General features: G+C 59.7%; 24 protein-coding genes and 1 pseudogene. 7 read left to right on the plus strand and 18 right to left on the minus strand.

The annotated features are described in order from the left end of the window. The first annotated feature begins 3 nt into the window (after positions 1 to 3). Positions 4 to 237: a BolA family protein gene (locus HB780_RS16395; RefSeq protein WP_004108912.1), complete on the plus strand. Its 234-nt coding sequence runs from the start codon at positions 4 to 6 to the stop codon at positions 235 to 237. On the opposite strand, the gene HB780_RS16400 is transcribed toward HB780_RS16395, so the two are convergent. Next, complete coding sequence (locus HB780_RS16400; protein ID WP_183693659.1) at positions 223 to 1,422, minus strand: hypothetical protein; 1,200 nt, start codon at positions 1,420 to 1,422, stop codon at positions 223 to 225. The genes HB780_RS16395 and HB780_RS16400 overlap by 15 nt on opposite strands. Positions 1,423 to 1,565: 143 nt before the next feature. After that, entirely contained in the window at positions 1,566 to 1,874 is a 309-nt protein-coding gene (locus tag HB780_RS16405; RefSeq protein ID WP_183693662.1) for a hypothetical protein, read from the minus strand. 330 nt (positions 1,875 to 2,204) lie between these two features. On the opposite strand from HB780_RS16405, the gene grxD reads away from it, so the two are divergent. The 3 genes from grxD (at position 2,205) to HB780_RS16420 (ending at position 5,207) form a co-directional block, all read left to right on the plus strand. After that, positions 2,205 to 2,540, plus strand: coding sequence for a Grx4 family monothiol glutaredoxin (gene grxD, locus HB780_RS16410; RefSeq protein ID WP_183693665.1), 336 nt, complete (start codon positions 2,205 to 2,207; stop codon positions 2,538 to 2,540). Positions 2,541 to 2,680: 140 nt separating this feature from the next. Then, positions 2,681 to 3,913, plus strand: a complete 1,233-nt coding sequence (locus HB780_RS16415) for a multidrug effflux MFS transporter (RefSeq protein WP_183697172.1) — start codon at positions 2,681 to 2,683, stop codon at positions 3,911 to 3,913. Positions 3,914 to 3,926: 13 nt separating this feature from the next. Next, entirely contained in the window at positions 3,927 to 5,207 is a 1,281-nt protein-coding gene (locus tag HB780_RS16420; RefSeq protein ID WP_183693668.1) for a multidrug effflux MFS transporter, read from the plus strand. Positions 5,208 to 5,233: 26 nt separating this feature from the next. On the opposite strand, the gene HB780_RS16425 is transcribed toward HB780_RS16420, so the two are convergent. The 13 genes from HB780_RS16425 to HB780_RS16485 all read right to left on the minus strand — a co-directional run bounded on the left by HB780_RS16425 (position 5,234) and on the right by HB780_RS16485 (position 16,766). Continuing rightward, positions 5,234 to 6,154: an adenylate/guanylate cyclase domain-containing protein gene (locus tag HB780_RS16425; RefSeq protein ID WP_183693671.1), complete on the minus strand. Its 921-nt coding sequence runs from the start codon at positions 6,152 to 6,154 to the stop codon at positions 5,234 to 5,236. Positions 6,155 to 6,268: 114 nt separating this feature from the next. Beyond that, positions 6,269 to 6,604, minus strand: coding sequence for an antibiotic biosynthesis monooxygenase family protein (locus HB780_RS16430; protein WP_183693675.1), 336 nt, complete (start codon positions 6,602 to 6,604; stop codon positions 6,269 to 6,271). A gap of 54 nt (positions 6,605 to 6,658) precedes the next feature. Next, positions 6,659 to 7,483, minus strand: coding sequence for an inositol monophosphatase family protein (locus HB780_RS16435; protein WP_183693677.1), 825 nt, complete (start codon positions 7,481 to 7,483; stop codon positions 6,659 to 6,661). Between the two features lie 17 nt (positions 7,484 to 7,500). Continuing rightward, entirely contained in the window at positions 7,501 to 8,328 is an 828-nt protein-coding gene (locus tag HB780_RS16440) for an inositol monophosphatase family protein (protein ID WP_183693680.1), read from the minus strand. A gap of 90 nt (positions 8,329 to 8,418) precedes the next feature. Then, positions 8,419 to 9,282, minus strand: a complete 864-nt coding sequence (gene ttcA, locus HB780_RS16445) for a tRNA 2-thiocytidine(32) synthetase TtcA (RefSeq protein WP_183693683.1) — start codon at positions 9,280 to 9,282, stop codon at positions 8,419 to 8,421. Positions 9,283 to 9,341: 59 nt separating this feature from the next. Beyond that, positions 9,342 to 10,271, minus strand: a complete 930-nt coding sequence (locus HB780_RS16450) for a glutaminase (protein ID WP_183693685.1) — start codon at positions 10,269 to 10,271, stop codon at positions 9,342 to 9,344. 71 nt (positions 10,272 to 10,342) lie between these two features. Then, on the minus strand, positions 10,343 to 10,960 hold the full coding sequence (gene rpsD, locus HB780_RS16455; protein ID WP_183693697.1) for a 30S ribosomal protein S4: 618 nt from the start codon (positions 10,958 to 10,960) through the stop codon (positions 10,343 to 10,345). A 220-nt stretch (positions 10,961 to 11,180) separates the two neighbouring features. Beyond that, a complete protein-coding gene (locus HB780_RS16460; RefSeq protein ID WP_183693700.1) occupies positions 11,181 to 12,698 on the minus strand; it encodes a helicase HerA domain-containing protein in 1,518 nt (505 codons plus the stop codon). Positions 12,699 to 12,836: 138 nt separating this feature from the next. Further along, the gene (locus tag HB780_RS16465; protein WP_183693704.1) at positions 12,837 to 13,982 is read right to left on the minus strand and encodes an alpha-hydroxy acid oxidase; all 1,146 of its coding nucleotides are present in this window, start codon (positions 13,980 to 13,982) and stop codon (positions 12,837 to 12,839) included. Positions 13,983 to 14,061: 79 nt separating this feature from the next. Next, positions 14,062 to 14,526: a GNAT family N-acetyltransferase gene (locus HB780_RS16470; RefSeq protein WP_183693707.1), complete on the minus strand. Its 465-nt coding sequence runs from the start codon at positions 14,524 to 14,526 to the stop codon at positions 14,062 to 14,064. A gap of 4 nt (positions 14,527 to 14,530) precedes the next feature. After that, positions 14,531 to 15,331: a glutamate racemase gene (gene murI / locus HB780_RS16475; RefSeq protein ID WP_183693710.1), complete on the minus strand. Its 801-nt coding sequence runs from the start codon at positions 15,329 to 15,331 to the stop codon at positions 14,531 to 14,533. Continuing rightward, positions 15,312 to 16,154: an RNA methyltransferase gene (locus HB780_RS16480; RefSeq protein ID WP_183693713.1), complete on the minus strand. Its 843-nt coding sequence runs from the start codon at positions 16,152 to 16,154 to the stop codon at positions 15,312 to 15,314. Before HB780_RS16480 ends, murI begins: the two co-directional genes overlap by 20 nt. Positions 16,155 to 16,265: 111 nt before the next feature. Further along, positions 16,266 to 16,766, minus strand: a complete 501-nt coding sequence (locus tag HB780_RS16485) for a hypothetical protein (RefSeq protein WP_183693716.1) — start codon at positions 16,764 to 16,766, stop codon at positions 16,266 to 16,268. A 313-nt stretch (positions 16,767 to 17,079) separates the two neighbouring features. Between HB780_RS16485 and HB780_RS16490 the strand changes: the two genes are divergently transcribed. Both HB780_RS16490 and HB780_RS16495 read left to right on the plus strand, forming a co-directional pair. Beyond that, entirely contained in the window at positions 17,080 to 18,294 is a 1,215-nt protein-coding gene (locus HB780_RS16490; RefSeq protein ID WP_183693719.1) for an NADP-dependent isocitrate dehydrogenase, read from the plus strand. A gap of 118 nt (positions 18,295 to 18,412) precedes the next feature. Further along, positions 18,413 to 19,039: a glutathione S-transferase family protein gene (locus tag HB780_RS16495; protein WP_183693722.1), complete on the plus strand. Its 627-nt coding sequence runs from the start codon at positions 18,413 to 18,415 to the stop codon at positions 19,037 to 19,039. A 46-nt stretch (positions 19,040 to 19,085) separates the two neighbouring features. On the opposite strand, the pseudogene HB780_RS16500 reads toward HB780_RS16495, so the two are convergent. The 3 genes and pseudogenes from HB780_RS16500 to recA all read right to left on the minus strand — a co-directional run bounded on the left by HB780_RS16500 (position 19,086) and on the right by recA (position 23,992). Continuing rightward, positions 19,086 to 19,936, minus strand: a pseudogene (locus HB780_RS16500) (AraC family transcriptional regulator). Between the two features lie 136 nt (positions 19,937 to 20,072). Beyond that, positions 20,073 to 22,733, minus strand: a complete 2,661-nt coding sequence (gene alaS, locus HB780_RS16505; protein WP_183693725.1) for an alanine--tRNA ligase — start codon at positions 22,731 to 22,733, stop codon at positions 20,073 to 20,075. Between the two features lie 173 nt (positions 22,734 to 22,906). After that, complete coding sequence (recA, locus tag HB780_RS16510) at positions 22,907 to 23,992, minus strand: recombinase RecA (protein WP_183693727.1); 1,086 nt, start codon at positions 23,990 to 23,992, stop codon at positions 22,907 to 22,909. A 239-nt stretch (positions 23,993 to 24,231) separates the two neighbouring features. Here recA and HB780_RS16515 point away from each other — a divergent pair, with 239 nt between their 5' ends. After that, the gene (locus tag HB780_RS16515; RefSeq protein WP_183693730.1) at positions 24,232 to 25,176 is read left to right on the plus strand and encodes a carbohydrate kinase family protein; all 945 of its coding nucleotides are present in this window, start codon (positions 24,232 to 24,234) and stop codon (positions 25,174 to 25,176) included. Positions 25,177 to 25,188: the final 12 nt, after the last annotated feature.

Below are 25,188 nucleotides of genomic sequence, written 5' to 3' on the forward strand. Positions count from 1 at the left end.
CTGATGCCAATGAATCCCGGCGATATCGAAGACATGATCAAGGCCGGCATTCCCGGTGCCAAGGTGACGATTCGCGACCTGGCCGGGGATGGCGATCACTATGCCGCCGAAGTCGTGGCCGAAGCCTTCCGTGGCAAGAGCCGCGTGCAGCAACACCAGATGGTCTATGACGCACTGAAGGGCAACATGGGCGGCGTCCTGCACGCCCTGGCGCTACAGACCTCAGCGCCCGATTGAGGAAATCCGGACGCTGTCATTGCCGGGGCCGAAAGCAAGCTCCGGCATATCTGTCTGTGTGAACGCAGCAAAACTGGATGCAGGCAGCGGGCCGGCCGTCAGAAGCGTAAAATCGAAGGGAGCTCGGACATCCGGTCCGAGCACATATTGCCGGTGTACGCGCAGGAAATCGCGCTTGATCTTGGCATAATGCTTCGACGACAGCATTTTTTTGAAGCGAATGAACTGGATGGTGGCCTGCGGCGCGTCAGCATGTCCGCAGACTGCGGCGACTTTGGCTTTGTAGAAATGGATTGCGTCCGTCAGACAGTGAATGTCGAGCCAGAAGATTTCCCGACAGCTTGCCAGCAGGCCAACCCTTGACCGCAGCGTCGCGGCCGGCCGCATCAATGCACATTGCAGGATGGCGCTGCCAAGCGTGGTGAACACGACGTGTTTGCCCTGAAATAGCGCCGGCTCCCGTTCGAGCAGCAGCCCGATCACATGGGCGGCAACGCTCGATCCCATGCTGTGCGAGGAGATGACATACTCATCCGCCGGTTCATCGAGCGCCTGACGCGCACTGATCGCGCAGGCTTCGATCCATTGCTCGGCGCCAATGCCGTTCAACCCCGCCATGGCGACCGCCATTTCCCAGTCGGCGAAGAGGTGCAACGTATGCAGCCGTTCGGCCTGAGGCAGGAAGACATAGATGAAGAAGGCCACGGCCAGCGCAATACTGCCGATATGACTCCAGGACGGAAGCCCGAGGAGAAACGGGGAAAACGCGATGGAGAGGCTGAGAAGCAGCCCGACCAGAATCAATAGGAACGGAAAGATAAAAAAGAGGCCGAAGCGCCAAGCATGACGGAAATAGCCCGTCATGCCGCCGGAGGCCACAACCCTACCGGCTGCGAGATAACCTTGGACCAGCCGCGTGAAAAACGGTCTGCCATTCAGCTTTGCGACCAGATCATTGTGATCGAGGATATGGACGCGGCTATGGGTCTGCCAATCCGCACCTTTGGCGTTCACATCGAAATACGGCGCTCTGCCGAAGTTTTGCAACGAATCGACGGCTACCGAAAAATCCCATGCGGCCGCACTCTGCCGAGCCGAACGCTCATAACGCGCCCGATGCAAGGACGCATCCAATGGCTCAAAGCCGGGGAAGTGAAGGACCACCCTCTTTTCAACGTTACGCATAATGTTCTTGGTTCCCCGGCGCACGGACGGCATCGCATCGATATCAGAGACCGCCAACATCATGGCCAGCCGGCTTTTTCATGGCATACCGCGATGAAAACTGGGCAAGAGGCTCCCACAGCATGGTTAAGGAAGCCTCTACGTCAGCACTCCCGGCCTGAATAGGGTGAGTAATCGGCGCAGGGATCGGCCGGCGGCGCGGTTATAATCCTATGGACCGCCTGGGGCTGCGGTTGAACCTGCGGCGCCGCTATCGTTGTCGTGGCGCGATAGCCAAAGGCGATGCTGAGCACCAGAACGATGGCACTGACCGTAACGGCGCTATTCAGTATCGATGCTTTGGGGGTTCGGACATGCTCATAATATTCCCGCTCGCCTTCGCTCGTCTCGTTGGAGCCGTAAAAATCGCGCTCCTCGCCGACTTGGCCGTCAGAATAGTGATGATGGCTCATGATACCCACTCCCTAAAATGCAATGCTCGCAAAGGAACAGGTACCGACTCTAAAAAACCCAGCAGCGTAATATTAAGCGTCCCTTGCTTCTTGTTATATGTGTTGTTCGGTTTCCGAGTTGAAGAAGCAATTTCAAAACGCACTGTTCAAAAAAAGGTGATAATTCCAACACGACGCCATCATTCGGGACCAATGTGGCGCGAAAACCCATTCATGCGATGAAAAACATTCGGGCACGTTATTGCGGCTGGAAATCAAACCTTCTCCTTGCTATTTAAGGAAAAGATTTGGAGCTGCGGACCTTGACCCCGCATGTGAAAGGACTGGAATATGAGCGGCATCAACGAATTCATCGAAAATGAAGTGAAGACCAACGACGTCGTTCTCTTCATGAAGGGCACCCCGCAGTTCCCGCAATGTGGTTTCTCGGGCCAGGTGGTCCAGATCCTCGACTACATCGGCGTAGACTATAAGAGTGTCAATGTTCTGGCTGACGCGGAAATTCGCCAGGGCATCAAGGAATATTCCAATTGGCCGACCATCCCCCAGCTCTACCTGAAGGGCGAGTTCATCGGCGGCTGTGACATCGTGCGCGAAATGTTCCAGGCGGGCGAGCTTCAGCAGCATTTTCAGGAACACGGCATCAGCGTTCGCGGCGCCGCCTGACCGGTCACCGGGCTCTTTCGTCCGGTTTCCATAGTCCAATTCGATTGATAAGGCGCTGTCGCTGGACAGCGCCTTGATATGTTTATGGGAATAAAACCGTGACGACTCCATCCCAGGCCACGTCTCATGGGCAGCTGCCCATGGGCAAACGCGAGTTCATAGCGCTCGCGGCTTTTCTGATGGCGATCAACTCGCTGGCGATCGACATCATGCTCCCCGCCCTGCAGCAGATCGGCTCCACCCTCGGCGTTGAAAACGAGAACCACCGCCAATATGTGGTGACAGCCTATCTGATCGGATTCGGTTCGGCGCAGCTTTTCTACGGGCCGCTTTCAGATCGCTTCGGCCGTCGTCGGCCCCTGCTGATCGGCCTCATCATCTTCATCATCTCCGCTTTCGGCATCGCGCTCATTCCGTCCTTTGCCGGCCTGCTTGCCCTGCGCTTCATCCAGGGCCTGGGCTCGGCGGCAACGCGCGTCATTACGATTTCCATCGTCCGCGACATTTTCGGCGGTCGCCAGATGGCCGAGGTCATGTCGTTGATCATGATGGTCTTCATGATCGTTCCGGTCATCGCACCCGGAAGCGGCCAGATCATCATGCTGTTGAGTACCTGGCACATGATCTTCGTGTTCATCGCCACCATGGCGACCCTGGTCAGCATCTGGATGTATTTCCGCCTGCCAGAGACGCTGAAGCCCGAAAATGTCCGTCCCTTGACCGTAAAATCCGTCGCCGCCGGTTTTGGCATGGTTCTGACGAACCGTGTCGCGCTGTGCTACACGCTCGCCAGCACCTTCCTGTTCGGCGCGCTGTTCGGCTTCATCAATTCGGCGCAGCAGATCTACAGCGGCATTTACGGACTGGGTGTCTACACACCCGTCGCCTTTGGCAGCGTGGCGGTGTTCATGGCCCTGTCGTCCTTCATCAATTCGCAGCTCGTCGGCCGCTTCGGCATGCGGCGACTGTCGCATGGGGCGCTGCTCGGCTTCTCCCTCGTCACCTTCATCTGGCTGATGGTGCAGCTTTATGGCCCCGCGCCGATGCCCTTCCTGCTGTTCATGGTCTTTTTCGCGCTGGCGATGTTCCAGTTCGGCTGGATCGGCTCCAACTTCAATTCGCTGGCCATGGAGCCTCTCGGCCATGTCGCCGGCACCGCCTCCTCCGTGCTCGGCTTCATGAGCACGGTCGGCGGTGCATCCATCGGTGCCGGAATCGGTCAGTATTTTAACGGCACGGCGACGCCGATGGTGGTCGGCTACTTCACCGTCTCACTGATCGGCATCGTTTTCGTGCTGATCGCCGAGAAGGGCCGCCTCTTCCAGCCACACAATGCGCCACCGCCCGCCGATCAATCCATCGCCCTTCATTGACAGGCATATTTACATGACCCCGCCCCAAGCAAAATCAGCGGAACCAACCGGCTCCGCGCGTATCGGCCTCGGCATCGTTGAATTCATCATCATCATCGCGCTGATGACGGCGAGCATTTCGCTCGGCATCGACAGCATGCTGCCGGCCCTGCCAAATATCGGCCACTCGCTGGCGGTCGCCAATCCAAACGATACGCAGATGGTCATAGCTGTCTATTTTCTCGGCTTCGGCATCTGCCAACTGTTCTTCGGCAGCCTGGCCGACGCCTATGGCCGACGGAACATCCTGCTCGGCGGCCTCGCCTTCTATACGGTGGCACTGTTTGCCGCCGCCTGGAGCGGCAGCTTGTCCATGCTTCTGGTGCTGCGCTTCACCCAGGGCGTCGGTGCTGCGGCCGTGCGCATTTCCACCCTGGCGATCGTGCGTGACTGCTTCGGCGGCCGCGAAATGGCGCAGGTCATGTCCTATGTCACGATCGTTTTCATGATCATGCCAATGGTCGCCCCCGCAGTCGGTCAGATGATCGTCGCCTATTCGAACTGGCAGTGGATTTTCATCGCGCTCGGCATAACAAGCGCCGGTCTGCTTCTCATCGCGTTCCTGCGCATGAAGGAGACCTTGCCAGACGATGAGCGACTGCCGCTTTCCGTCAGTTCGGTCATATCTGGCTTCAAGACGGTGCTGACCAACCGCGTCACCTGCGGCTACATGATCGGCCTGACGCTCTATACCGCCGTCATCTGCGCCTACATCGTGTCGGTCCAGCAGGTATTCGGTGAAGTCTACGGCCTCGGCGAGTGGTTTCCGATCGCCTTTGCCGCGACGGCGGCAGGCACGGCGGTGGCGCAGTTCGCCAATGGCTATTTCGTTCGCAGTTTCGGCATGCGGCGCATCTCGCACGCTGCCATGATCATCTTCACGCTCCTCGGGGTCTTCGGCTATATCGTTGGCACGGCGGGCCAGCCGAGCTTCGTGTTCATGTATGTGCTGATTTCGGTGATGCTGATGATGTTCGCGGTCATCACGACCAATATCATGGCCATTAGCCTGGAGCCGATGGGACATCTTGCGGGAACCGCCGCCTCCATCACCAGCTCCGTCTCCACGACCGGCGGCGTGCTTCTTGGCGGGCTTGTCGGTCAGATGTTCGACGGCACCGCCCAGCCGCTGATCGCCGGTTTCACCGTTTTCGGTGCACTGTCGATCGTTGCGACGCTGTGGGCGGAAAAAGGCAAGCTCTTCACCCATCCTGGCGACAGCCCTAAGCTGGAGCCCGGCATGGGTCATATCTGATCAGGGATTCCGGGCGCGGCGGCCAATCAAATGTCGCCGCGTGATCGCCTGAACCAGCGTCGGCCGGCGACAATGACCAAGCCCAGCAGCGGCCATATCACCCAGGGCGTTCCGTGCCAGGACAGAAGGTTGATGCCAAGAAGACCGACACCGATTACGGCGAAGGTAGCAAGCTGAGGATCGACCTGCGTGTTCGTCCGCGCCCACCGAAGACCGGCGGCGAACGCAAGGCCGAGCAAGGGCCATGCCGCCCAAAAGTCACCGTGCCAGGTGAATACATTGACCACCAAAACGGCAAAGGCGGCAAAAGCCAGCGGACCGTAAATCTGGGCTGCTCCTGCCACAGGTCCGGTATTCGGCGGCGCTGGAGCGCGAGCCTCTTCAGGAATACTGCGAGGTCCCGGCGATGCACTGGCAGCCTGTGGCGCGCCGATCCGCACCGCATAACTCGCCACGCCGCCGTCGATATTCTTGACCTCCAACTGGCCGAGAAAATCAAAGCCGACAGCGACCTTGTTGCGAACCTGATCGTAGACTGTATTGGAAATCACGATGCCGCCGGCAACGGCGCAGGCCTGAAGACGCGCGGCTATGTTAACGCCATCCCCATAAAGATCATTGCCTTCGGCAATCACGTCGCCAAGGTTGAGGCCGATGCGAAACTGCATCTGCGTATCCGGATCGCTTTTCGCATTGTAGCCCGCGAGTTCATTCTGGATATCAACCGCCGCGCGCAATGCTTCGACAACACTGGGGAATTCGGCAAATACCCCATCACCCCATGTGTTGATCACCCGGCCGCCATGCGCTTCGATCAGGCGCGCCATCGCATCGCGATACCGTTTGAGTGTTGCGAGCGTGCCTTCCTCGTCGTTTCGCATCAGGCGCGAATAATCTTGCACGTCGGCGCAGAAGATTGTGGTCAGCTTTCGGCTCGTCTCGGACATCGGCCTCATCCCAGCGGCATACCCCGCCAAAGGACGGTTGCCTGTCATGTGTGAAGATAACGCTCCCCTCACGAATTTCCAAGTACGCTCAATAAGCCGAACCCGTCGCAAACATCATCGCGAGAAGCCATAAGCTCGTTCTACCTTTGCTATCCGCACTTCGAAATGGGAGTACCACTCTTCGCGACCTCGCCTACGCGCGTCAGCATGCTCAGCCTGGTTTCTCCATGCCAGAATGTTCTCCTCCGTGTCGAAATAGGCCACGGTTATTCCGAAACCATCGGCCCCACGAACACTTTCCGCTCCGAGATAGCCAGGCATGGTAGCGATCAACTCTTCCATCCGTTCGGCGGCTTCCGCATAGCCATTGTCAGTTTTCGTACGCTGAGAGGAAGAAATCACAGCATAACAGGCGAGATGAGGAAGCTTGGCGAATTTCGAGGGTGGCATTCTGTTCTATAGTCCCAAGTTAAATCCGAGCGTCCGTCTATCCGGAGAAATGCCTCAGACAGTGAAGACCTCGCGCCGCAGCAGCTCCCAGGATGGCTTGTCCACCGCAGCCAGCAGGCCGCCGTCAAGATGATGCGGCAGATAGGGCGAACCGTCGAAACGCTTGATATAGGCGCCCGCTTCCTCTGAAATTAGCGCGCCGGCCAGATGATCCCAGGGTAACAGCTTGTTGAACATGAGATAATGGACATGACCGCCGGCAAAGGTGCGGTATTCATGAGCGGCGCAGCGGTAGTTGGTGATAAAGCGCACCTTGGCGAGATTGCCCAGGATCTCGGCACGTTTTCCCTTCGGCAGATAGCCGGTCGATGCCATGCCGACCATATCCTCCAGTGCGACCGGCGTTGCCACGGAGAGACGCTGCGCCTCGCCATCCGGCCGACGCAGCCAGGCCCCGCCGCCCTTTTCCGCCAACACCCAATCGTCACCCATCGGGTCGAAGATGATGCCCGCCACGGTCTCGCCCTTGGAAACCACGGAGGCCATGACGCCGAAGGCGGGAATACCGGCTGCAAAATTGAACGTGCCGTCGACCGGGTCGACGACGATGGCCAGATCCGCACCCTGAAGCTTGTGAAGCAGAGCCGGATCGGCGGCAACGGACTCCTCGCCGATGAACAGCGCCTCGGGCCATAGCCGCGCCACCTCGGCCTTGATCATCCGCTCGGCCTGCTCATCTGCTTCCGTCACCAGATCGGTCGCCTCGCTCTTGGCGCGGACGTCATTGCTACCGAGCCGACGGAAGCGTGGCAGGATCTCCGCCTTTGCCGCCTGGCGCAGCAGATCGGCAAGGGTCGTCACATCAACGGATGATGTCATGATGCAGTCCTCTCCTGTCAGGCGCCAACGATCTCGCGGCGGATGATCCGCCAGCTTTCCTCGTCGGGTGCCGAAATAATGCCGCCCGTCGTCTCGCCGGGCCGGTAGGGCGTGCCGTCAAACTTCGCGGTAAAGCCACCGGCTTCCTGATGGGCGAGCACGCCGGCCAGATGATCCCAGGGCATCAGTTTCGAGTGGCCGATGAAATGGATCCTACCGGAGGCAACCATCCAATATTCGTAGGCCGAGCAGTTCAACGCAAACCCCATGCGTATCTTCGCCATATTGGCGCTGATGCGGGAGCGGTCCGGTTCGTCCATATGGCCCCAGGAGATCAGGCCGGTCATCTCGCTTAACGGAACAGCGGGGGCAACCGCAAGCCGACTCGACTGCCCGTTGCGCCGCCGCAAATAGGTGCCGGCACCGCGCACCGTGGTCACGGTATCGCCGAGCACGGAATCATGGATGATCCCGGCGATGGTCTCGCCCTTGGCGACGACGGCAAGAATCGTTCCGAAGACCGGCAGGCCGGAGGCAAAATTAAAGGTACCATCGACAGGATCGATGACAAAGGCAAGATCCGCATCGGACAATGCCGGTACGACGGATCTGTCTACCTCATAGGCTTCCTCGCCAACCACAAGCGCGTCGGGAAAGCGCGCATTCAGCGCCGCAGTGATGTGCTTCTCCGTCAACAGATCGGCTTCCGTCACCAGATCGACGGACGAAGTCTTCTCGGAAATGTCGCCTGCGCCGAGATTGCGGAAGCGCGGCATGATTTCAAGCGCCGCAGCCTCGGCCACGGTTGCCATCAGATAGTCGAAGTCTGGATCGGAGAGGGTCATCGATGATCTCTACAGAAAGAGGATGGCTCCCCTTATGCCCGATTCGATGACAGCCTTGTGGCAAAACCAATTAAATCCGACAGGCGCGGCTCAAGGCTTGTGCGCCATCAGTCCAGCAAAATCGAAAAGCTTGGGATCGAGCAGATGCGATGGGTTCACATGCGCCAGAGCCCGCAGCATCGTATCCTTGCGGCCCGGCATGCGGCGCTCGATATCACCAAGCATGTCTTTCATTGCATTGCGCTGCAGGCCGTCCTGCGAGCCGCAGAGATCGCAGGGAATGATCGGAAACTGCATGGCAGCGGCGAACTTGGCGAGATCATCCTCGGCGGCGTAGGCGAGCGGACGCAGCACCATCAGATCGCCCTCATCATTGAGGAGCTTCGCCGGCATCGAGGCCAATCGGCCGCCGTGGAAGAAATTCATGAAGAAGGTCTCGAGAATGTCCTCGCGATGATGGCCGAGCACCAGCGCGTCGCAGCCCTCCTCTCGGGCGATGCGATAGAGGTTGCCGCGGCGCAGACGCGAACAGAGCGAGCAATAGGTCGCGCCCGCCGGCACCTTTTCCTTCACGATGGAATAGGTGTCGCGATATTCGATGCGGTGTTCGACGCCGATCTTCGTCAGATATTCCGGCAGCACATGCTTGGGGAAATTCGGTTGTCCCTGATCGAGATTGCAGGCGATCAGCTCCACCGGCAGCAGACCGCGCCATTTGAGATCGAGCAGGATCGACAGCAGACCGTAGGAATCCTTGCCGCCAGATACGCCAACCAACCAGCGCTTCTGGCCCTTCAGCATCTGGAAATCGTCCATTGCCTGGCGCACCTGACGCAGCAGGCGCTTGCGCAGCTTATTGAAGGAGACCGAACGCGGTGCGTCGGCGAACAGCGGATGAGCGCCGCCGCCGTCTTCTGCTTCGATATCGTCCGCCACTGTCGTTGCGATATTCATCTTGTCATCCCTCAGGCCTTGCCACGCTGATAGCAGAAAGCGCGGTCAAAGACACGGTCTCAATCGCCGAAGACCGACCAGCCGGTACGCGCGGCAAGCATTTCCAGCGCCACCGCGCCGAGTTGCGAATTGCCGACCTTGTTCAGCCCTGGCGACCAAACCGCGATGGAGCCGATACCCGGCGCCACCGCCAGAATCCCGCCGCCAACGCCGCTCTTGCCGGGCAGGCCGACGTGATAGGCAAAGTCGCCGGAGCCGTCATAATGGCCACAGGTCAGCATCAGCGCATTGATACGCCGCGCCCGCTTCGGCGAAACGACGGAATGGCCGGTGATCGGATTGGTACCGCGAGCCGCAAGATAAAGCCCTGCCTTGGCGAGCTGCTGGCAGCTCATCGACACCGCACATTGATGGAAATAGACGCCGAGCACATGTTCAACGGGATGGTCGATATTGCCATAGGCGCGCATGAAATTGGCGAGCGCGAAGTTGCGGAAGCCGGTCTGCGTCTCAGAGCGCGCCACCTTGTCGTCGATAGTGATCGACTCGTCATCGGCGACATAGCGCACGAAGCGCAAAAGCTCGCCGATCGCCTCGCGTGGCGCGTGGCCCGACAGCACGACGTCGCTGACGGCGATCGCGCCTGCATTGACGAAGGGATTACGCGGAATCCCTTCTTCACGCTCGAGCTGGACGATGGAATTGAACGCCGTTCCCGACGGTTCTCGGCCGACCCTGTTCCACAGGCTCTCGCCCACCTTGCCGAGCGCCAGCGTCAGCATGAAGACCTTGGAAATGCTCTGGATGGAAAAGGGGATATCGGCATCACCTACCGTGTGGATATTGCCGTCCACCGTCGCGATCGCCATGCCAAACTGGTTCGGATCGACCTTGGCAAGCTCGGGAATATAGTCCGCGACCTTGCCCTCGCCGAGACGCGGCGAAAGCTCAGCATGGATGCCGTCGAGAATTGCCTGCAAATCCGCCATGGTGATCTCCGCAAAGAAAAAAGCCGCCCAGAAGGAGCGGCTTTTCCATTCGTAAGAAAGATATCCGCTGATTAACGCGAATAGAATTCGACGACCAGCTGCGGTTCCATGACGACTGCGTACGGTACGTCAGCGAGGGTCGGAACGCGAGCGAAAGTAGCAACCATCTTGTTGTGGTCAGCTTCGATGTAGTCCGGAACGTCGCGTTCAGCCAGCGAAACCGCTTCCAGAACGATGACGAGCTGCTTGGATTTTTCGCGAACTTCGATAACGTCGCCAGCCTTGCAGCGGTAGGAGCCGATGTTGACGCGAACGCCGTTAACCGTGACGTGGCCATGGTTTACGAACTGACGAGCAGCGAAAACGGTCGGAACGAACTTGGCGCGGTAGACGATCGCGTCGAGACGTGATTCGAGGAGGCCGATCAGGTTTTCCGAGGTGTCGCCCTTGCGGCGGTTAGCTTCGTCGAAGGTGGCGCGGAACTGCTTCTCGCGCAGGTCGCCGTAGTAGCCCTTCAGCTTCTGCTTGGCGCGCAGCTGCACACCGAAGTCCGAAAGCTTGCCCTTGCGGCGCTGGCCGTGCTGGCCCGGGCCGTATTCGCGACGGTTAACCGGGGACTTCGGACGACCCCAGATATTTTCGCCCATACGGCGGTCAATTTTGTACTTGGACGATTCGCGCTTGCTCATCGCATTTCCTTTCAAAGTGTTTTAGCGGCTTGTTGCCAAACCGCGAAGGAAACACGCCCTCCTCTGAACTCCGTTTTCGAGCTCTGACAGGCTCCTCACGTTAGCGAACGGAGGGACCACGGGACATGTCAGTGAAACACCGGACATTTCTGCCCGGCGTTGGGGCGGTCTGTAAGGGGTCGTCATGAAATTGTCAACAGCGGCAAGGGCAATAACACGCCTATTCAGCGGCCGCCTGATCACCACCATCGATATCAGGCGCATTGGCATCGCCCGGTGCGGTCTGGCTGCCGATATCCGGGAAGGCGACGATGCGTTTCCCTGAGAAATCCGTGTGAACAACAACACTGCCCTGTTCTTCGAAATAGCTGAGCAGACGCCGGGCGCGGCGGGCGGAATGGGTGCCGTAGGCGCGGGCGATGCGGGCGTCGGAGGGGCATGGCTCGCCGCAGATGGCTGCCTTGGCGAGCATCAGGAAAACGCCCTGAAGATCGTCCGTGACGCCAGTCGAGAGCGACATGGCTGTTGTCCAGGCCTCCGTCGACATGGTCGCCTCGTCGGCACCAGAGCGCACGATCGCCAGACGCCGACGGAATTCCGACAGGGCCATTGGCACGCCCGGCACGCGGCGCATGCGTAGGCGCACGAGGAATTCCTGATAGAGCACTGAATCCGTACGGAAACCGGAGGCGGGATCGTCGAGGATCTCGGAGAGTACGGTGCCTACCCGCGCCTCGCGGTCTTCCGTCGACAGTTCCGGCTGGCTCGCCCTCGGTTCGGCTGGTGCTGCGCTTGCAGCGGGCGTGGAACGCGAGAGTTCTGCCAGAATATCCGTCGTCGGGCGCGGTGCGGGCGTGGCGCGGCGAACGACCGGCCTTGAGAATTCTTCCGGGTCCGGCGTGAAAATCAGATCCTCGACATCCTGTGGCGCATCCGGCAGCGGCATCAGCTTGGGGCTGGAGGAGCGCGCCGAGGTTTCCACGTTGCCGATGGTGATCGGCAGCGGCCGGCGCGAGAGAGCCGGGCCGAGTGCTACGAAATTGCCGCGCTTCAGGTCGCGGAACATCTCCGCCTGCCGGCGATCCATGCCAAGCAGATCGGCGGCCCGGGCCATGTCAATATCGAGAAAAGTGCGGCCCATCAGGAAGTTCGAGGCTTCGGCGGCAACGTTCTTGGCGAGCTTCGCCAGGCGCTGCGTGGCGATGACGCCAGCAAGACCGCGCTTACGGCCACGACACATCAGGTTGGTCATGGCGCCGAGCGACATCTTGCGCGCATCTTCCGAGACATCGCCGCCGACCGAAGGCGCGAACATCTGCGCCTCGTCGACAACGACCAGCACCGGATACCAATATTCGCGCTCGGCATCGAACATGCCGTTGAGGAAGGCGGCGGCGGCGCGCATCTGCTGCTCGATATCCAGCCCTTCAAGCGTCAGGACGCAGGAGACGCGATGCTGACGGATACGGTTGGCGATGCCGGCAAGCTCGGCCTCTGTACGCTCGCCATCGACAACGACATGGCCGAACTTATCGGCCAGCGTGACGAAATCACCCTCGGGATCGATGATAACCTGCTGCACCCACTGCGCGGACTGCTCTAGCAGGCGTCGCAACAGATGCGATTTTCCGGAACCGGAATTGCCCTGAACGAGGAGACGGGTTGCCAACAGTTCCTCGATATCGAGTTGGGCGCTGGTCCCGCCGGACGCCGTTCCCATGTCGATGCCGACCTGCAATGCAATACCCCTTTGACAAGACTCAGATGTGGAAGCGCCCATCTTTCAGAAACGGAGCGCTCCCGTCTATCAAAGATTTCTGCGGCTTACGCGAACGGATTTCAGAAACCCACAGGGGAATGTGATCCGGCCACCCGACTACCGGAAACGCAGGTTGGCGCGCGATAGCTGATCGACCGTCGTGCAGCCCATGAGTTTCATGCCGCGTTCTATCTCGGTGCGAAGCATGCCGAGCGCACGCTCGACACCCGGCTGGCCCGCAGCCGCCAGCGGATAGAGATAGAAGCGTCCGACACCAACAGCCTTGGCACCGAGCGACAGCGCCTTCAGCACATGCGTCCCGCGCTGAATGCCGCCATCCATCATCACGTCAATCCGATCGCCGACCGCATCGACGATTTCTGCCAGCTGATCGAAGGCCGAGCGCGAGCCATCCAGTTGCCGCCCACCGTGATTCGAAAGCACGATACCCGTGCATCCGATCTCGACGGCGCGCTTGGCATCCTCCACCGACATCACGCCCTTGAGGCAGAATTGCCCGCCCCAATGCCGTACCATCTCGGCGACATCGTCCCAGTTCATCGATGGATCGAGCATTTCGGTAAAATACTTGCCGATCGACATCGCCCCGCCGCTCATGTCCACATGCTCCTCGAGCTGCGGCAGACGGAATTTTTCATGGGTGACATAGTTCAAGCCCCATGCCGGCTTCATGGCGAATTGCGCCAGGCCAGCCAGATTGAGCTTGAAGGGAATGGAGAAACCAGTGCGCAGGTCGCGCTCGCGGTTCCCCCCGGTGATGCTGTCGACAGTCAACATCATCACATTGACGCCGGCGTCCTTGGCCCGCTGCATCATGGCGCGGTTTAGGCCGCGATCCTTATGAAAGTAGAACTGATAGACCTGCGGCCCCCGATGCTTCTTGCGCACTTCTTCGAGGCTGACCGTACCAAGCGAGGAAACGCCGAACATGGTGCCCATGGAAGACGCCGCGGCAGCAACCGCGTTTTCGCCCTCATGATGGAAGAGCCGCTGCAAGGCCGTCGGGGAGCAGTAAAACGGCGTTGCCAGCTTCTGCCCCATCACCGTGACGGACATATCAACGCTGCTGACGCCGCGCAGGACATTGGGAACCAGATCGCAGCTTTCGAAGCTTTGCGTATTGCGGCGAAGCGTCACTTCATCGTCGGCAGCGCCATCGATGTAGTTGAAAATCGGACCCGGAAGGCGGCTTTTCGCCAAGGCGCGGAAATCATGGAAGTTATAGCAGTCAGTAAGGCGCATGATTTGCCTCGACCGTGAAACTGCAATGCTTTTCAAAAGACCTCAATTATCGTCCTCCCAATACCGCTCTCAATGTGCTCTATAAACGATGCAATCGTGCTTCCCATTTATAGAGCACGTCGGGCTCCTTCTCCTCATTGCCCGCCCCGTCCGACTCGTCAACAACCAAGAAGCCGTGTTTCTCGTAAAAACGGCGGGCAGCGGCGTTTCGTTGGAATGTCCAGAGCGAAAGCGCCGGATAGGCCGCTTTGGCAACCTCCAGCAATCTGGTGCCGATACCGCGACCCTGCGCCTCTGGCAGGACATAGAGCTGATCGATCCAATCCTCGAGGAAGGCGATGACGCCAACGAGGCGACCACCCTCTTCCGCCCCCCATATCTGGCAATCCTTGAAGACGACCGCGCTCCAGAAGCCGACATCCTCCTCCGACGAATGAAGCCCCGACAGCGTTGGAAGCCGCTCATCGAAGGCGGCCCGATGGACCCCGGCCGCAGCCGGCATGTCAGCGAGATCGAGTTTCCGCAATGAAATCGTGCCAGCCATATCGTTATGCCCTCAACCCAAAGCCCTGCATCAGCCGTCGCGTCGGAAAATCCGGGGTGCCGGACGTGAAGACGGCGAAATCGTAATTGTCTGGATGCACGGCATCGGCCACCTGCGGCACCAAGCTGCGGGCGCGGCGCGCGATCGCCTCGGCGGGATCGAGCCAATCGACCGGCCAGGGCGCGAGCCTGCGGAAGATATTGGCCATGAAGGGGTAATGCGTACAGGCAAGCACGACGATATCCGTCTTGCGGCCGTCCATCTCGACAAAGCACTGGTTGACTTCGGAGAGCACCGCATCGTCGGAAATGGTGTCGCCACGAATATAGGCTTCCGCCAGGCGCGCCAGGTTTTCCGAGCCGACGAGCCGGACATGACATTGCGTCGCGAAGGACTGAATAAGATCGCGAGTATAGGCCCGCTTGACGGTGCCCGGCGTTGCCAGAACAGAGACCAGACCGGAACGTGTCCGCTCGGCTGCCGGCTTGATGGCCGGGACAGTGCCGACGAAGGTCATTTGCGGGAAAGCGGCGCGCAAATCGGCACCCGCGAGCGTGAAGGCCGTGTTGCAGGCGATGATGCAGATTTCCGGATCGTAATCCGCCAAAAGCTTGGCGAAGAGACCAACGATGCGCTCGCGCAACGCCTGCTCTTCCCAGTCGCCATAGGGGAAACCGGCATCGTCGGCGATATAGATGAAACCGCGCTCCGGCATCAACACCCTCACCTCGCGCAACACGGTCAGGCCGCCAATGCCCGAATCGAAAACGAGGATCGGTTTCAGCTCATTCGCCGCTGCTGTCATCGCTTGTGGTTTCCTTGGGTGCGACAGAGGATCTGGGACGCGGGCCGCTGCCGCGCGGAGAACTTCGCGTGAAGCGGTCGAGGGATGAGATCACGCCGCGCAAGACGCTGATTTCCTGTTCGCTAAATGCCCGGCGCGAGAGAACCGCACGCAGATTGTCGATCATTTTCGGCTTTTTCCCGGCGGGATGGAAATAGTTGCGCGCATCCAATGCGTCTTCGAGCTGGTCAAACAGGCCGAAGAGTTGTTCCTTGGTCGACGGGCGCTGCTGCATCGCCTGGAAGGGAACGGCGGCAAGATCCTCCATGCCGGTCTTCATCCATTCATAGGACATCAGCAGCACGGCCTGGGCGATATTCAGCGAGGCAAAGGCCGGATTGACGGGAAAGGTCACGATTTCGTCGGCCAGCGCCACTTCCTCGTTCGTCAGCCCCCAGCGCTCACGGCCAAAAAGAATACCGGTACCCTCGCCGGCCTTGAACCTGGCACGAAGCGTCTCGGCGGCAACCACCGGCGAGCGCACCGGCTTGAAGCCGTCACGCTCGCGTGCCGTCGTCGCGTAGACGAAATTGAGGTCGGCGACCGCCTGTTCCAGCGTGTCGTAGACCTTGGTCGCCTCGATGATGTGATCAGCCTTGGAGGCAGTCGCCTGCGCTCTTTCGTTGGGCCAGCCATCGCGTGGGTTGACGAGGCGAAGTTCGGCGAGGCCGAAATTCGCCATGGCGCGCGCCACCATGCCGATATTCTCGCCCATCTGCGGCTCGACCAGAATGACGGCCGGTCCTTCGGCCAGAAGTTGACGCTCGCTATTCGTGCCTGCCATGACGCCTTTCCCCATGCGCGGACCATACCGCGCAAATCATGGTCGCAATAACGAGACAAGCGGCAATCGGCAAGACTTTTGAGCCCCGGGCCGTTCAGTCCGGAACGAAGACTATTTCTGATCCGGTTGTTTCTGCTGCTGGTCCGCCGACTGCTGTTGCTTGACGATATCCTGCATAACGGATTTCAGCGAATTGGACTGACCGCCCTCGTCAACCGTGATGATGTCATCGATGACTGGCTTGCCTGCTTCCTGAATGACCTCGAAACGCACCGTGGTCGTCGCCTGACTAGCAGCGTCCGCCCCCTGGCAAGCCAACGTCTTGAAGGTTGCTACGACCTCCGTCGTGTCGCCCTTGGGGGCCTGCGGGGCAATATTCAGGTCCTGCAACGGACACGCATCCTGACCACCGATAATGACATCATAGTCGAAGGGCGAAATACCGTCCTCGTCAACGGCGGGAAACTGTGCCGCCGCCTTGTATTTCGCGATGAAATCCTTGCTAAAGCGCTCGCCCAGTTTGCTCTCGTCGAAAATATCCTGCCACTCGCTGTCGCCGCCCGCCCAATTTGAAACGGTAGCGTCCATTACTGCCTTGACCGGCGCCGTCACATCGGCCGCCGCGCCGGACCTGCACTGAGCGAGAAGGGAAGGAAAACAGCGAGAAGCGCGGCAGCGACAATTTTCTGCATGATAAAAATCCGTAATGATCAGCGAAGCATGCGCGCGACATTAGCCGCATCCATCGCTTTGGCAATGGTCCGATCCGGAAAAGCAAACCTCGCGATAAGGAGGATGTGATGAGCAAAAACGCCGCTTCAGCGCCTCTTTGGCTTTGCGTTCGGAACTTGCGATGCTATAGCGCTCGAGACTTCATATCACTCACGGGGACATCCGCTCCCATCAGCTTAAACGAGGCAGAAGCATGAAGAAGATCAAGGTCGCTAACCCCGTTGCCGATCTCGATGGCGACGAGATGACTCGCATCATCTGGCAGTTTATCAAAGACAAACTGATCCATCCCTACCTCGATATCGATATCGACTATTACGACCTCTCGGTGGAAAACCGCGATGCGACCAACGACCAGGTCACCGTCGATGCCGCCAACGCCATCAAGAAGCACGGCGTCGGCATCAAGTGCGCGACGATCACGCCGGACGAAGACCGCGTCAAGGAATTCAATCTCAAGCAGATGTGGAAGAGCCCGAACGGCACGATCCGCAACATTCTCGGCGGCGTCATCTTCCGCGAGCCGATCATCTGCAAGAACGTACCACGCCTGGTTCCGGGCTGGACCAAGCCGATCGTCGTCGGCCGTCATGCCTTCGGCGACCAGTATCGCGCCACCGACTTCAAGTTCCCCGGCAAGGGCAAGCTGACCATCAAGTTCGTCGGCGAAGACGGCGCGGTCATCGAGAAGGAAGTCTTCGAAGCTCCGGGCGCTGGCGTGGCCATGGCCATGTACAACCTCGACGAATCGATCCGCGATTTCGCTCGCGCTTCGATGATGTACGGCCTGATGCGCAAGTGGCCGGTCTACCTCTCGACCAAGAACACCATCCTCAAGGCCTATGACGGCCGCTTCAAGGATATCTTCGAAGAGATCTATCAGAGCGAATTCAAGGCGAAGTTCGACGAAATCGGCATCACCTACGAACACCGCCTGATCGACGACATGGTCGCTTCCGCGCTGAAGTGGTCCGGTGGCTACGTCTGGGCCTGCAAGAACTATGACGGCGACGTCCAGTCCGACACGGTTGCCCAGGGCTTCGGCTCGCTCGGCCTGATGACCTCTGTTCTGCTGACGCCCGACGGCAAGACGGTGGAAGCCGAAGCCGCTCACGGCACGGTTACCCGCCACTACCGTCAGCACCAGAAGGGCCAGGAAACCTCAACGAACTCGATCGCCTCGATCTTCGCCTGGACCCGTGGCCTCGCACATCGCGCCAAGCTCGACGACAATGCCGAACTTGCCAAGTTCGCGACAACGCTCGAAACCGTTTGCGTCGACACCGTCGAAGCCGGCTTCATGACCAAGGATCTGGCGCTGCTGATCGGCCCCGACCAGCCGTGGCTCTCCACCACCGCCTTCCTCGACAAGATCGACGAGAACCTGCAGAAGGCCATGGCCGCTTAAGCATCGGCAACATCAAAGCATACGGAAACCCGGCCTTGGTGCCGGGTTTTCTTTGCCGGAAAATCTTGCCGCCGCGTGTGCTTGATGACAAGAATGGCGCAACAAAAGGGAGGAACGCATGACCGAGGAACTGGTTTTCTACACCAACCCGATGTCGCGCGGGCGCATTGCCCGCTGGATGCTGGAGGAAGTCGGTGTGCCTTACCGCACCGAATATCTGGATTTCGGCACGACAATGAAGGCGCCCGACTATCTCAAGGTCAATCCCATGGGCAAGGTGCCGGCGATCAAGCATGGCGATACCATCGTCACCGAAGGTGCTGCCATCTGCGCCTATCTGGCTGAGACCTTTCCGCAGGCTGGCCTCGCGCCGACCGCAGCCGAGCGCGGTCGCTACCTCCGCTGGATGTTCTTTGCCGCCGGACCGTTGGAAATGGCCGTGACCAATCGCGCCCTTGGTTTCGACATTCCCTCCGAACGTCTTCGCATGGCCGGCTGCGGCAGTCTGGATAATGTCTTCGATACGCTGGAACAGGCAGTGACCGCTTCGCCCTACATCGTCGGCGACCGTTTCACGGCCGCCGACGTCTATGTCGGATCCCATATTGGCTGGGGTCTCAATTTCGGGACAATCGAAAAGCGGCCGGCCTACATCGACTACTGGAGCCGCGTGAGCGACCGCGATGCCTATCGCCGCGGCAACGAAATCGACAATGCGGCAATGCCGAAACAACCGAATGGCTGAAAAGACAAATCTCTACAGCTATTCTCTCAGGCGAGACTTCAAGTCGCTATTGCAGCGGCATATGGATGTCGGTCAATAATTCCATCGGCTGCACGTCGCGCGGATTGTTGAGGTACTCCTCGAACATCACCGCGTCGCGCAGCTGCCGGCCGGAGGCAGGCAGCCATTCGGCGTAGAGCCATTGATAGGCCTTGTACATATCCGCATAAGGGCCTTTGTGCCGCAGCACGGCATATTCACCGCCATCGACCCTCCGACGCTCCAGCGGAGCGTTGGCGGCTATCTCCTCGGTGGCGTTGACGCAGGCATACGAGTGCAATTTCTCCGCCGGGACGACATCCGGGTCGTCGAGATAGACACCGATCATTCGCATGTCGGGCCTGGCGAGGCCACGGGCATAGAGCGTGCCGAACAGGGTTTCGAAAGCCTGGCCGATCTGCATGTAGGAGCCGATATGAGAGACCCCGATGAGCGAAAGCGAGGGAATGGTCGAAGCGTAACGTCGAACATAAGCTTGATCCTTCCTTGGGTGCTGGGTTCGAAGATCGTGTGGCTTCCCTCATTCCGATATCGCGCCGGCGGCATGCCGTAGACGGATTTGAAGATGCGGTTGAACGATTGGAGGTTGGGATAGCCCGACCGCTTTGCAATGTCGCTGACGACAAGATCTGTGCGGACGAGATCACCGGCGGCGCGGTGCAGCCGCAACCGTTTGACTGTGGCAGCCGCCGTCTCGCCATAGATCGCCCGATAGATCCTGTGCCAGTGATAGCTGGACATGCAGGCGATCTCGGCAAGTCTCTCCATATCGAGCTCTTCGTCCAGATGCTCGTGGATATAGGCAGAAACCCGCCGTAGACGGGTTTCATAAAGCGCCCATGCCGTTTCGCCATTCATGTCAGCCCCCTTGCAAATCGATCGGCCCCAAGGAACCATAACTCGATTTGACAAATCCTGCTGAGTTTCGAGCACAAACAAAACGGCGGGGTTATTCGCCCCCGCCGCTTAGCAATAGTGAAATGAAATCCGCGCCTTAGCCGGCGAGCGCCGCAGCAACCGCCTCGATCGCCTCATCCGCCTTGTCGCCATCCGGTCCACCGGCCTGGGCCATGTCGGGACGCCCGCCGCCGCCCTTGCCGCCGAGAGCGGCAGAGGCGATGCGGACGAGGTCGACGGCGCTGAAACGGCCGATCAGATCGTCGGTGACAGCAACGACAGCGCTGGCCTTGCCATCTTCGGAAACGCCAATCAGCGCGACGACGCCGGAGACAAGGCTGGTCTTGCCGTCATCGGCAAGGCCCTTTAGATCCTTCGGATCGACGCCGGAAATGGCCTTGCCAAGGAACTTGACGCCACCGATTTCGCGGACTGCGTCGGCCGAGCCAGCCTGCCCACCGCCCATGGCGAGCTTGCGCTTGGCATCCGCCAGTTCACGCTCCAGCTTGCGGCGCTCATCCATCAACGCTTCGACGCGCGAAACGACATCGGTCGGCTGCACCTTCAGCGCGGAAGCAAGCGCCTTCACGCGATCGTCCTGTTCGGCCAGATAATCACGAGCGGATTCGCCGGTGACCGCCTCGATGCGGCGCACGCCGGCGCCGACGGCGCTGTCGCCGAGGATGCGAATAAGGCCGATCTGACCGGTCGCGGCGGCATGTGTACCGCCGCAAAGCTCGATGGAATAGGCCTTGCCGGCCTTCCCACCGCGCACGCCCTGCCCCATGGACACCACGCGCACTTCATCGCCATACTTCTCGCCGAACAGCGCCATCGCACCTTCGGCAATGGCATCGTCGACGCTCATCAGGCGGGTCGTGACCGGCGAATTTTGCAGCACGATCTCATTGGCCATATCCTCGACGATTTTCAGCTCCTCAGCCGACATCGGCTTTGGATGCGAGACGTCGAAGCGCAGGCGCTCAGGCGCGACCAGCGAGCCCTTCTGCGCCACATGGGTGCCCAGCACTTCGCGCAGCGCTTCATGCAGCAGATGGGTCGCCGAATGGTTGGCACGCAGGCGCGAGCGCCTGTTGTGATCGACCGTCAGCACCACAGCGTCGCCGGCCTTGATCGTGCCATCCGAAACCGTGGCGATATGCACGAACAGGCCCTCGCCCTTCTTCTGCGTATCGCTGACCGCAAGCTTGCCGTCGTCGCCGGAAATGACGCCGGTATCGCCCATCTGGCCACCGGATTCGCCATAGAACGGCGTCTGATTGACGACGATCTGCACCTTGTCGCCGGCAGAAGCACTATCGACGGCAACACCGTCCTTGACGATTGCCTGGATCACGCCTTCGGCAACTTCCGTGTCGTAGCCGAGGAACTCGGTAGCACCGTGCTTTTCCTTGAGCTCGAACCAGATGGTTTCGGTCGCCTTGTCGCCGGAGCCAGTCCAGTGCGAACGTGCCTCGGCTTTCTGCCGTTCCATCGCATCGGTAAAGCTCGAAATATCGACGCCGATGCCGCGCGCGCGCAATGCGTCCTGCGTCAAGTCCAGCGGGAATCCATAGGTGTCGTAAAGCTTGAAAGCGGTTTCGCCGTCGAGGCTGTCGCCCTTGTTCAGCGTCGAGGTCGCATCGGTCAGCAGCGACAGGCCGCGATCCAACGTCTTGCCGAAACGGGTTTCTTCAAGCTTCAGCGTCTCGGAGGTCAGCGCCTCAGCGCGCACCAGCTCGGGATAGGCGCGGCCCATCTGCTGGATCAGCGTCGGCAGCAGCTTCCACATCAACGGTTCCTTGGCGCCGAGCAACTGCGCATGGCGCATGGCGCGGCGCATGATGCGGCGAAGCACATAGCCACGACCTTCGTTCGACGGCAGCACGCCATCGGCGATCAGGAAGGCGGAAGAACGCAGATGGTCGGCGATGACGCGGTGGCTGGCGCGATGCTCGCCCTCCGCCTTGACGCCGGTTGCTTCTTCCGAAGCCTCGATCAGTGCGCGGAAGAGATCAATATCGTAGTTGTCATGCTTGCCCTGCAGCACGGCGGCAACGCGTTCGAGACCCATGCCGGTATCGATCGACGGACGCGGCAGGTCGACCCGCTCCTGCTTGGTGATCTGCTCGAACTGCATGAAGACGAGATTCCAGATCTCGATGAAGCGATCGCCGTCTTCGTCCGGCGAACCGGGAGGGCCGCCCCAGATATGGTCGCCATGGTCGTAGAAAATTTCCGAGCACGGACCGCAGGGGCCGGTATCACCCATCGCCCAGAAATTGTCGCTGGTGGGAATACGGATGATCCTGTCATCCGACAGGCCGGCGATCTTCTTCCAGAGGTTAAAGGCGTCATCATCGGTATGATAGACCGTCACCAGCAGGCGCTTGGCATCAATGCCGAACTCCTTGGTGATCAGGTTCCAGGCAAGCTCGATGGCGCGCTCCTTGAAATAGTCGCCAAAGGAGAAATTGCCGAGCATTTCGAAGAAGGTGTGGTGACGGGCGGTGTAGCCGACATTGTCGAGGTCGTTATGCTTGCCGCCGGCGCGCACGCATTTCTGCGCGGTCGACGCCGTCTTGTAGGGGCGCTGCTCCAGGCCGGTGAAGACATTCTTGAACTGCACCATGCCGGCATTGGTGAACATCAATGTCGGGTCGTTGCGTGGCACGAGCGGGCTCGACGAAACGATCTCGTGATCGTTTTTCTTAAAATAGTCGAGAAAGGTCGACCGGATTTCATTCACACCGCTCATGTTGGGCCCTTCAGTATTGCCTTCAGCAACTTCTATCAAAGTCAGTGGCTTTTATCGTCCGCTCCCGGCCCTGTCCAGCCGCACAAACAAAACCGGCCGCACATCCCTTGGACAATGCGGCCGGTTTCGAATTTTAATCCTGGATCACCCTCTGGGATCGCTCCCGGAAATCACTATTCCGCAGCGGCCTCGCCGTCATCGGCATCAGGACCACCATTCTGCAGGAAGCGGTCGGCGATCAGGCCGGCGTTCTGGCGCAGCGACAGTTCGATCTCGCGAGCGAGATCCGGATTGTCGCGCAGGAAGAGTTTCGCGTTCTCGCGGCCCTGGCCAAGGCGCTGGCTGTTATAGGAGAACCAGGCGCCCGACTTCTCAACGATGCCGGCCTTGACGCCGAGATCGACCAGTTCCCCAGTCTTGGAAACGCCTTCGCCATACATGATGTCGAATTCCACCTGCTTGAAGGGCGGCGCCATCTTGTTCTTGACGACCTTGACACGGGTCTGGTTGCCGACCACCTCTTCGCGCTCCTTGACGGCGCCGATGCGGCGGATATCGAGGCGAACCGAGGCGTAGAATTTCAGCGCATTACCGCCGGTCGTCGTTTCCGGCGAACCGAACATGACGCCGATCTTCATGCGGATCTGGTTGATGAAGATCACCATGGTGTTGGACTTCGAGATCGAAGCGGTGAGCTTGCGCAGTGCCTGGCTCATCAGACGGGCTTGCAGGCCCGGCAGGCTGTCGCCCATTTCACCTTCGATTTCGGCGCGCGGCGTCAGCGCCGCAACGGAGTCGATGACGAGAACGTCGATGGCGCCGGAACGCACCAGCGTGTCGGTGATTTCAAGCGCCTGTTCGCCGGTGTCTGGCTGCGAGATCAAAAGGTTCTGCAGGTCGACGCCGAGCTTGCGGGCATAGACCGGATCGAGCGCATGCTCAGCGTCGACGAAGGCGCAGATGCCACCCTTCTTCTGTGCCTCGGCGATCGTCTGCAACGCCAGCGTCGTCTTACCGGAGCTTTCCGGCCCGTAGATCTCGACAATGCGTCCCTTCGGCAAGCCGCCGATGCCGAGCGCAATATCGAGGCTCAGGGAGCCAGTGGAAACTGTTTCGATTTCGACCACGTTCTCGTTAGAGCCGAGCTTCATGATCGAGCCCTTGCCGAACGACCGCTCAATTTGAGAGAGTGCCGCTTCAAGTGCCTTGCTTTTATCCACCGATTTGTCCTCTACAAGCCGCAAAGAATTCTGAGACATTCGATCCACCTTTAGGTTATTGAAGCCGCTCAAGCAATGTCGCCGCTGATGAGAATTGTGTACTCTATTTGTTCTCATCTCACAAGGCCACAACAAGCAATTGAAAGAAAAAGGTAAAATGAATTTCGTTCTACATTTGTTTTCTTCTTTCATCCCAAGCACTTACATGCCCTCGCAAGTCATTTCCGGCATGTTGGCAACTGCTTCGATTCGCCTTTTGAGCTGCTGAGGAGATCGATATGGCGAAGAAGATTCTCGTTCTGGGCGGTGCTCATATCGATCGGCGCGGCCGCATTTTCGGCGATACGGCGCCCGGCGCCAGCAACCCCGGCGCCTGGTTCGAGGAGCCAGGTGGTGGCGGCTTCAACGCGGCGCGCAATCTGGCCCGCCTCGGCTTCGATGTGCGGTTGATCTCGCCGCGCGGCGGTGATCCCTCAGGCGAGATGGTGGCGGAAGCCGCAAACCACGCCGGCGTCGACGACAAGCCTTTCGTTTTCCTCGATCGCAAGACACCGAGCTATACGGCGATCCTCGAGCGCGACGGCAATCTGGTGATCGCGCTCGCCGACATGGAGCTTTATAAGCTGTTCGTCCCGCGCCGGCTGGCGATCCGCTCCATTCGCGACGCTTTCGAGGCCACCGATCTCATCCTCTGCGACGCCAACCTGCCGGCCGACACGTTGAGCTCGATTGCCGCGCGGGCAGCAACCCACGGCAAGCCACTGGCCGCGATCGCGATTTCGCCAGCGAAGGTGGTGCGCCTGAAGCCATGTCTTGCCGGCATCGACCATCTCTTCCTCAATGAGGCCGAAGCTGCGGCACTGACCGATAGCCGTCCGGACGACCCGCGCGACTGGGTTGCCGAACTGCGCGCACTCGGTCTCAAAAACGGCGTGATTACCCGTGGCAAGCGCGAATTGATCGCCTTCTCCAGTGACACCATCGTCAGCCTCCAGCCGCCTATCGTCGACAATGTCGCCGATGTCACCGGCGCTGGAGATTCGTTGGCTGCCGGCGTTCTCTCCGCTCTGCTTGCCGGCCACGATCTCGGCGAGGCGGTGCGTCACGGCACCGCTGCGGCCGCAATCACCGTGCAATCGCCTTTCGCCACGGCGGAAAATTTGTCGCCCGCGCTTCTGAAGACGATGTTGGCTCTTGTTCCCCAAGCCGCAATTCTGTCATGAAGCGCATTGACT

This window comes from Rhizobium lusitanum (genome assembly GCF_014189535.1).
GTDB lineage: Bacteria > Pseudomonadota > Alphaproteobacteria > Rhizobiales > Rhizobiaceae > Rhizobium > Rhizobium lusitanum_C.

Bases quoted from the DNA above. Each gene is read 5' to 3' on its own strand.
- HB780_RS16395 (WP_004108912.1), top strand. From the start codon at position 4: ATGCCAATGAATCCCGGCGATATCGAAGACATGATCAAGGCCGGCATT.
- HB780_RS16400 (WP_183693659.1), bottom strand. From the start codon at position 1,422: ATGCGTAACGTTGAAAAGAGGGTGGTCCTTCACTTCCCCGGCTTTGAG.
- HB780_RS16405 (WP_183693662.1), bottom strand. From the start codon at position 1,874: ATGAGCCATCATCACTATTCTGACGGCCAAGTCGGCGAGGAGCGCGAT.
- grxD (WP_183693665.1), top strand. From the start codon at position 2,205: ATGAGCGGCATCAACGAATTCATCGAAAATGAAGTGAAGACCAACGAC.
- HB780_RS16415 (WP_183697172.1), top strand. From the start codon at position 2,681: ATGGGCAAACGCGAGTTCATAGCGCTCGCGGCTTTTCTGATGGCGATC.
- HB780_RS16420 (WP_183693668.1), top strand. From the start codon at position 3,927: ATGACCCCGCCCCAAGCAAAATCAGCGGAACCAACCGGCTCCGCGCGT.
- HB780_RS16425 (WP_183693671.1), bottom strand. From the start codon at position 6,154: ATGTCCGAGACGAGCCGAAAGCTGACCACAATCTTCTGCGCCGACGTG.
- HB780_RS16430 (WP_183693675.1), bottom strand. From the start codon at position 6,604: ATGCCACCCTCGAAATTCGCCAAGCTTCCTCATCTCGCCTGTTATGCT.
- HB780_RS16435 (WP_183693677.1), bottom strand. From the start codon at position 7,483: ATGACATCATCCGTTGATGTGACGACCCTTGCCGATCTGCTGCGCCAG.
- HB780_RS16440 (WP_183693680.1), bottom strand. From the start codon at position 8,328: ATGACCCTCTCCGATCCAGACTTCGACTATCTGATGGCAACCGTGGCC.
- ttcA (WP_183693683.1), bottom strand. From the start codon at position 9,282: ATGAATATCGCAACGACAGTGGCGGACGATATCGAAGCAGAAGACGGC.
- HB780_RS16450 (WP_183693685.1), bottom strand. From the start codon at position 10,271: ATGGCGGATTTGCAGGCAATTCTCGACGGCATCCATGCTGAGCTTTCG.
- rpsD (WP_183693697.1), bottom strand. From the start codon at position 10,960: ATGAGCAAGCGCGAATCGTCCAAGTACAAAATTGACCGCCGTATGGGC.
- HB780_RS16465 (WP_183693704.1), bottom strand. From the start codon at position 13,982: ATGCGCCTTACTGACTGCTATAACTTCCATGATTTCCGCGCCTTGGCG.
- HB780_RS16470 (WP_183693707.1), bottom strand. From the start codon at position 14,526: ATGGCTGGCACGATTTCATTGCGGAAACTCGATCTCGCTGACATGCCG.
- murI (WP_183693710.1), bottom strand. From the start codon at position 15,331: ATGACAGCAGCGGCGAATGAGCTGAAACCGATCCTCGTTTTCGATTCG.
- HB780_RS16480 (WP_183693713.1), bottom strand. From the start codon at position 16,154: ATGGCAGGCACGAATAGCGAGCGTCAACTTCTGGCCGAAGGACCGGCC.
- HB780_RS16490 (WP_183693719.1), top strand. From the start codon at position 17,080: ATGAAGAAGATCAAGGTCGCTAACCCCGTTGCCGATCTCGATGGCGAC.
- HB780_RS16495 (WP_183693722.1), top strand. From the start codon at position 18,413: ATGACCGAGGAACTGGTTTTCTACACCAACCCGATGTCGCGCGGGCGC.
- alaS (WP_183693725.1), bottom strand. From the start codon at position 22,733: ATGAGCGGTGTGAATGAAATCCGGTCGACCTTTCTCGACTATTTTAAG.
- recA (WP_183693727.1), bottom strand. From the start codon at position 23,992: ATGTCTCAGAATTCTTTGCGGCTTGTAGAGGACAAATCGGTGGATAAA.
- HB780_RS16515 (WP_183693730.1), top strand. From the start codon at position 24,232: ATGGCGAAGAAGATTCTCGTTCTGGGCGGTGCTCATATCGATCGGCGC.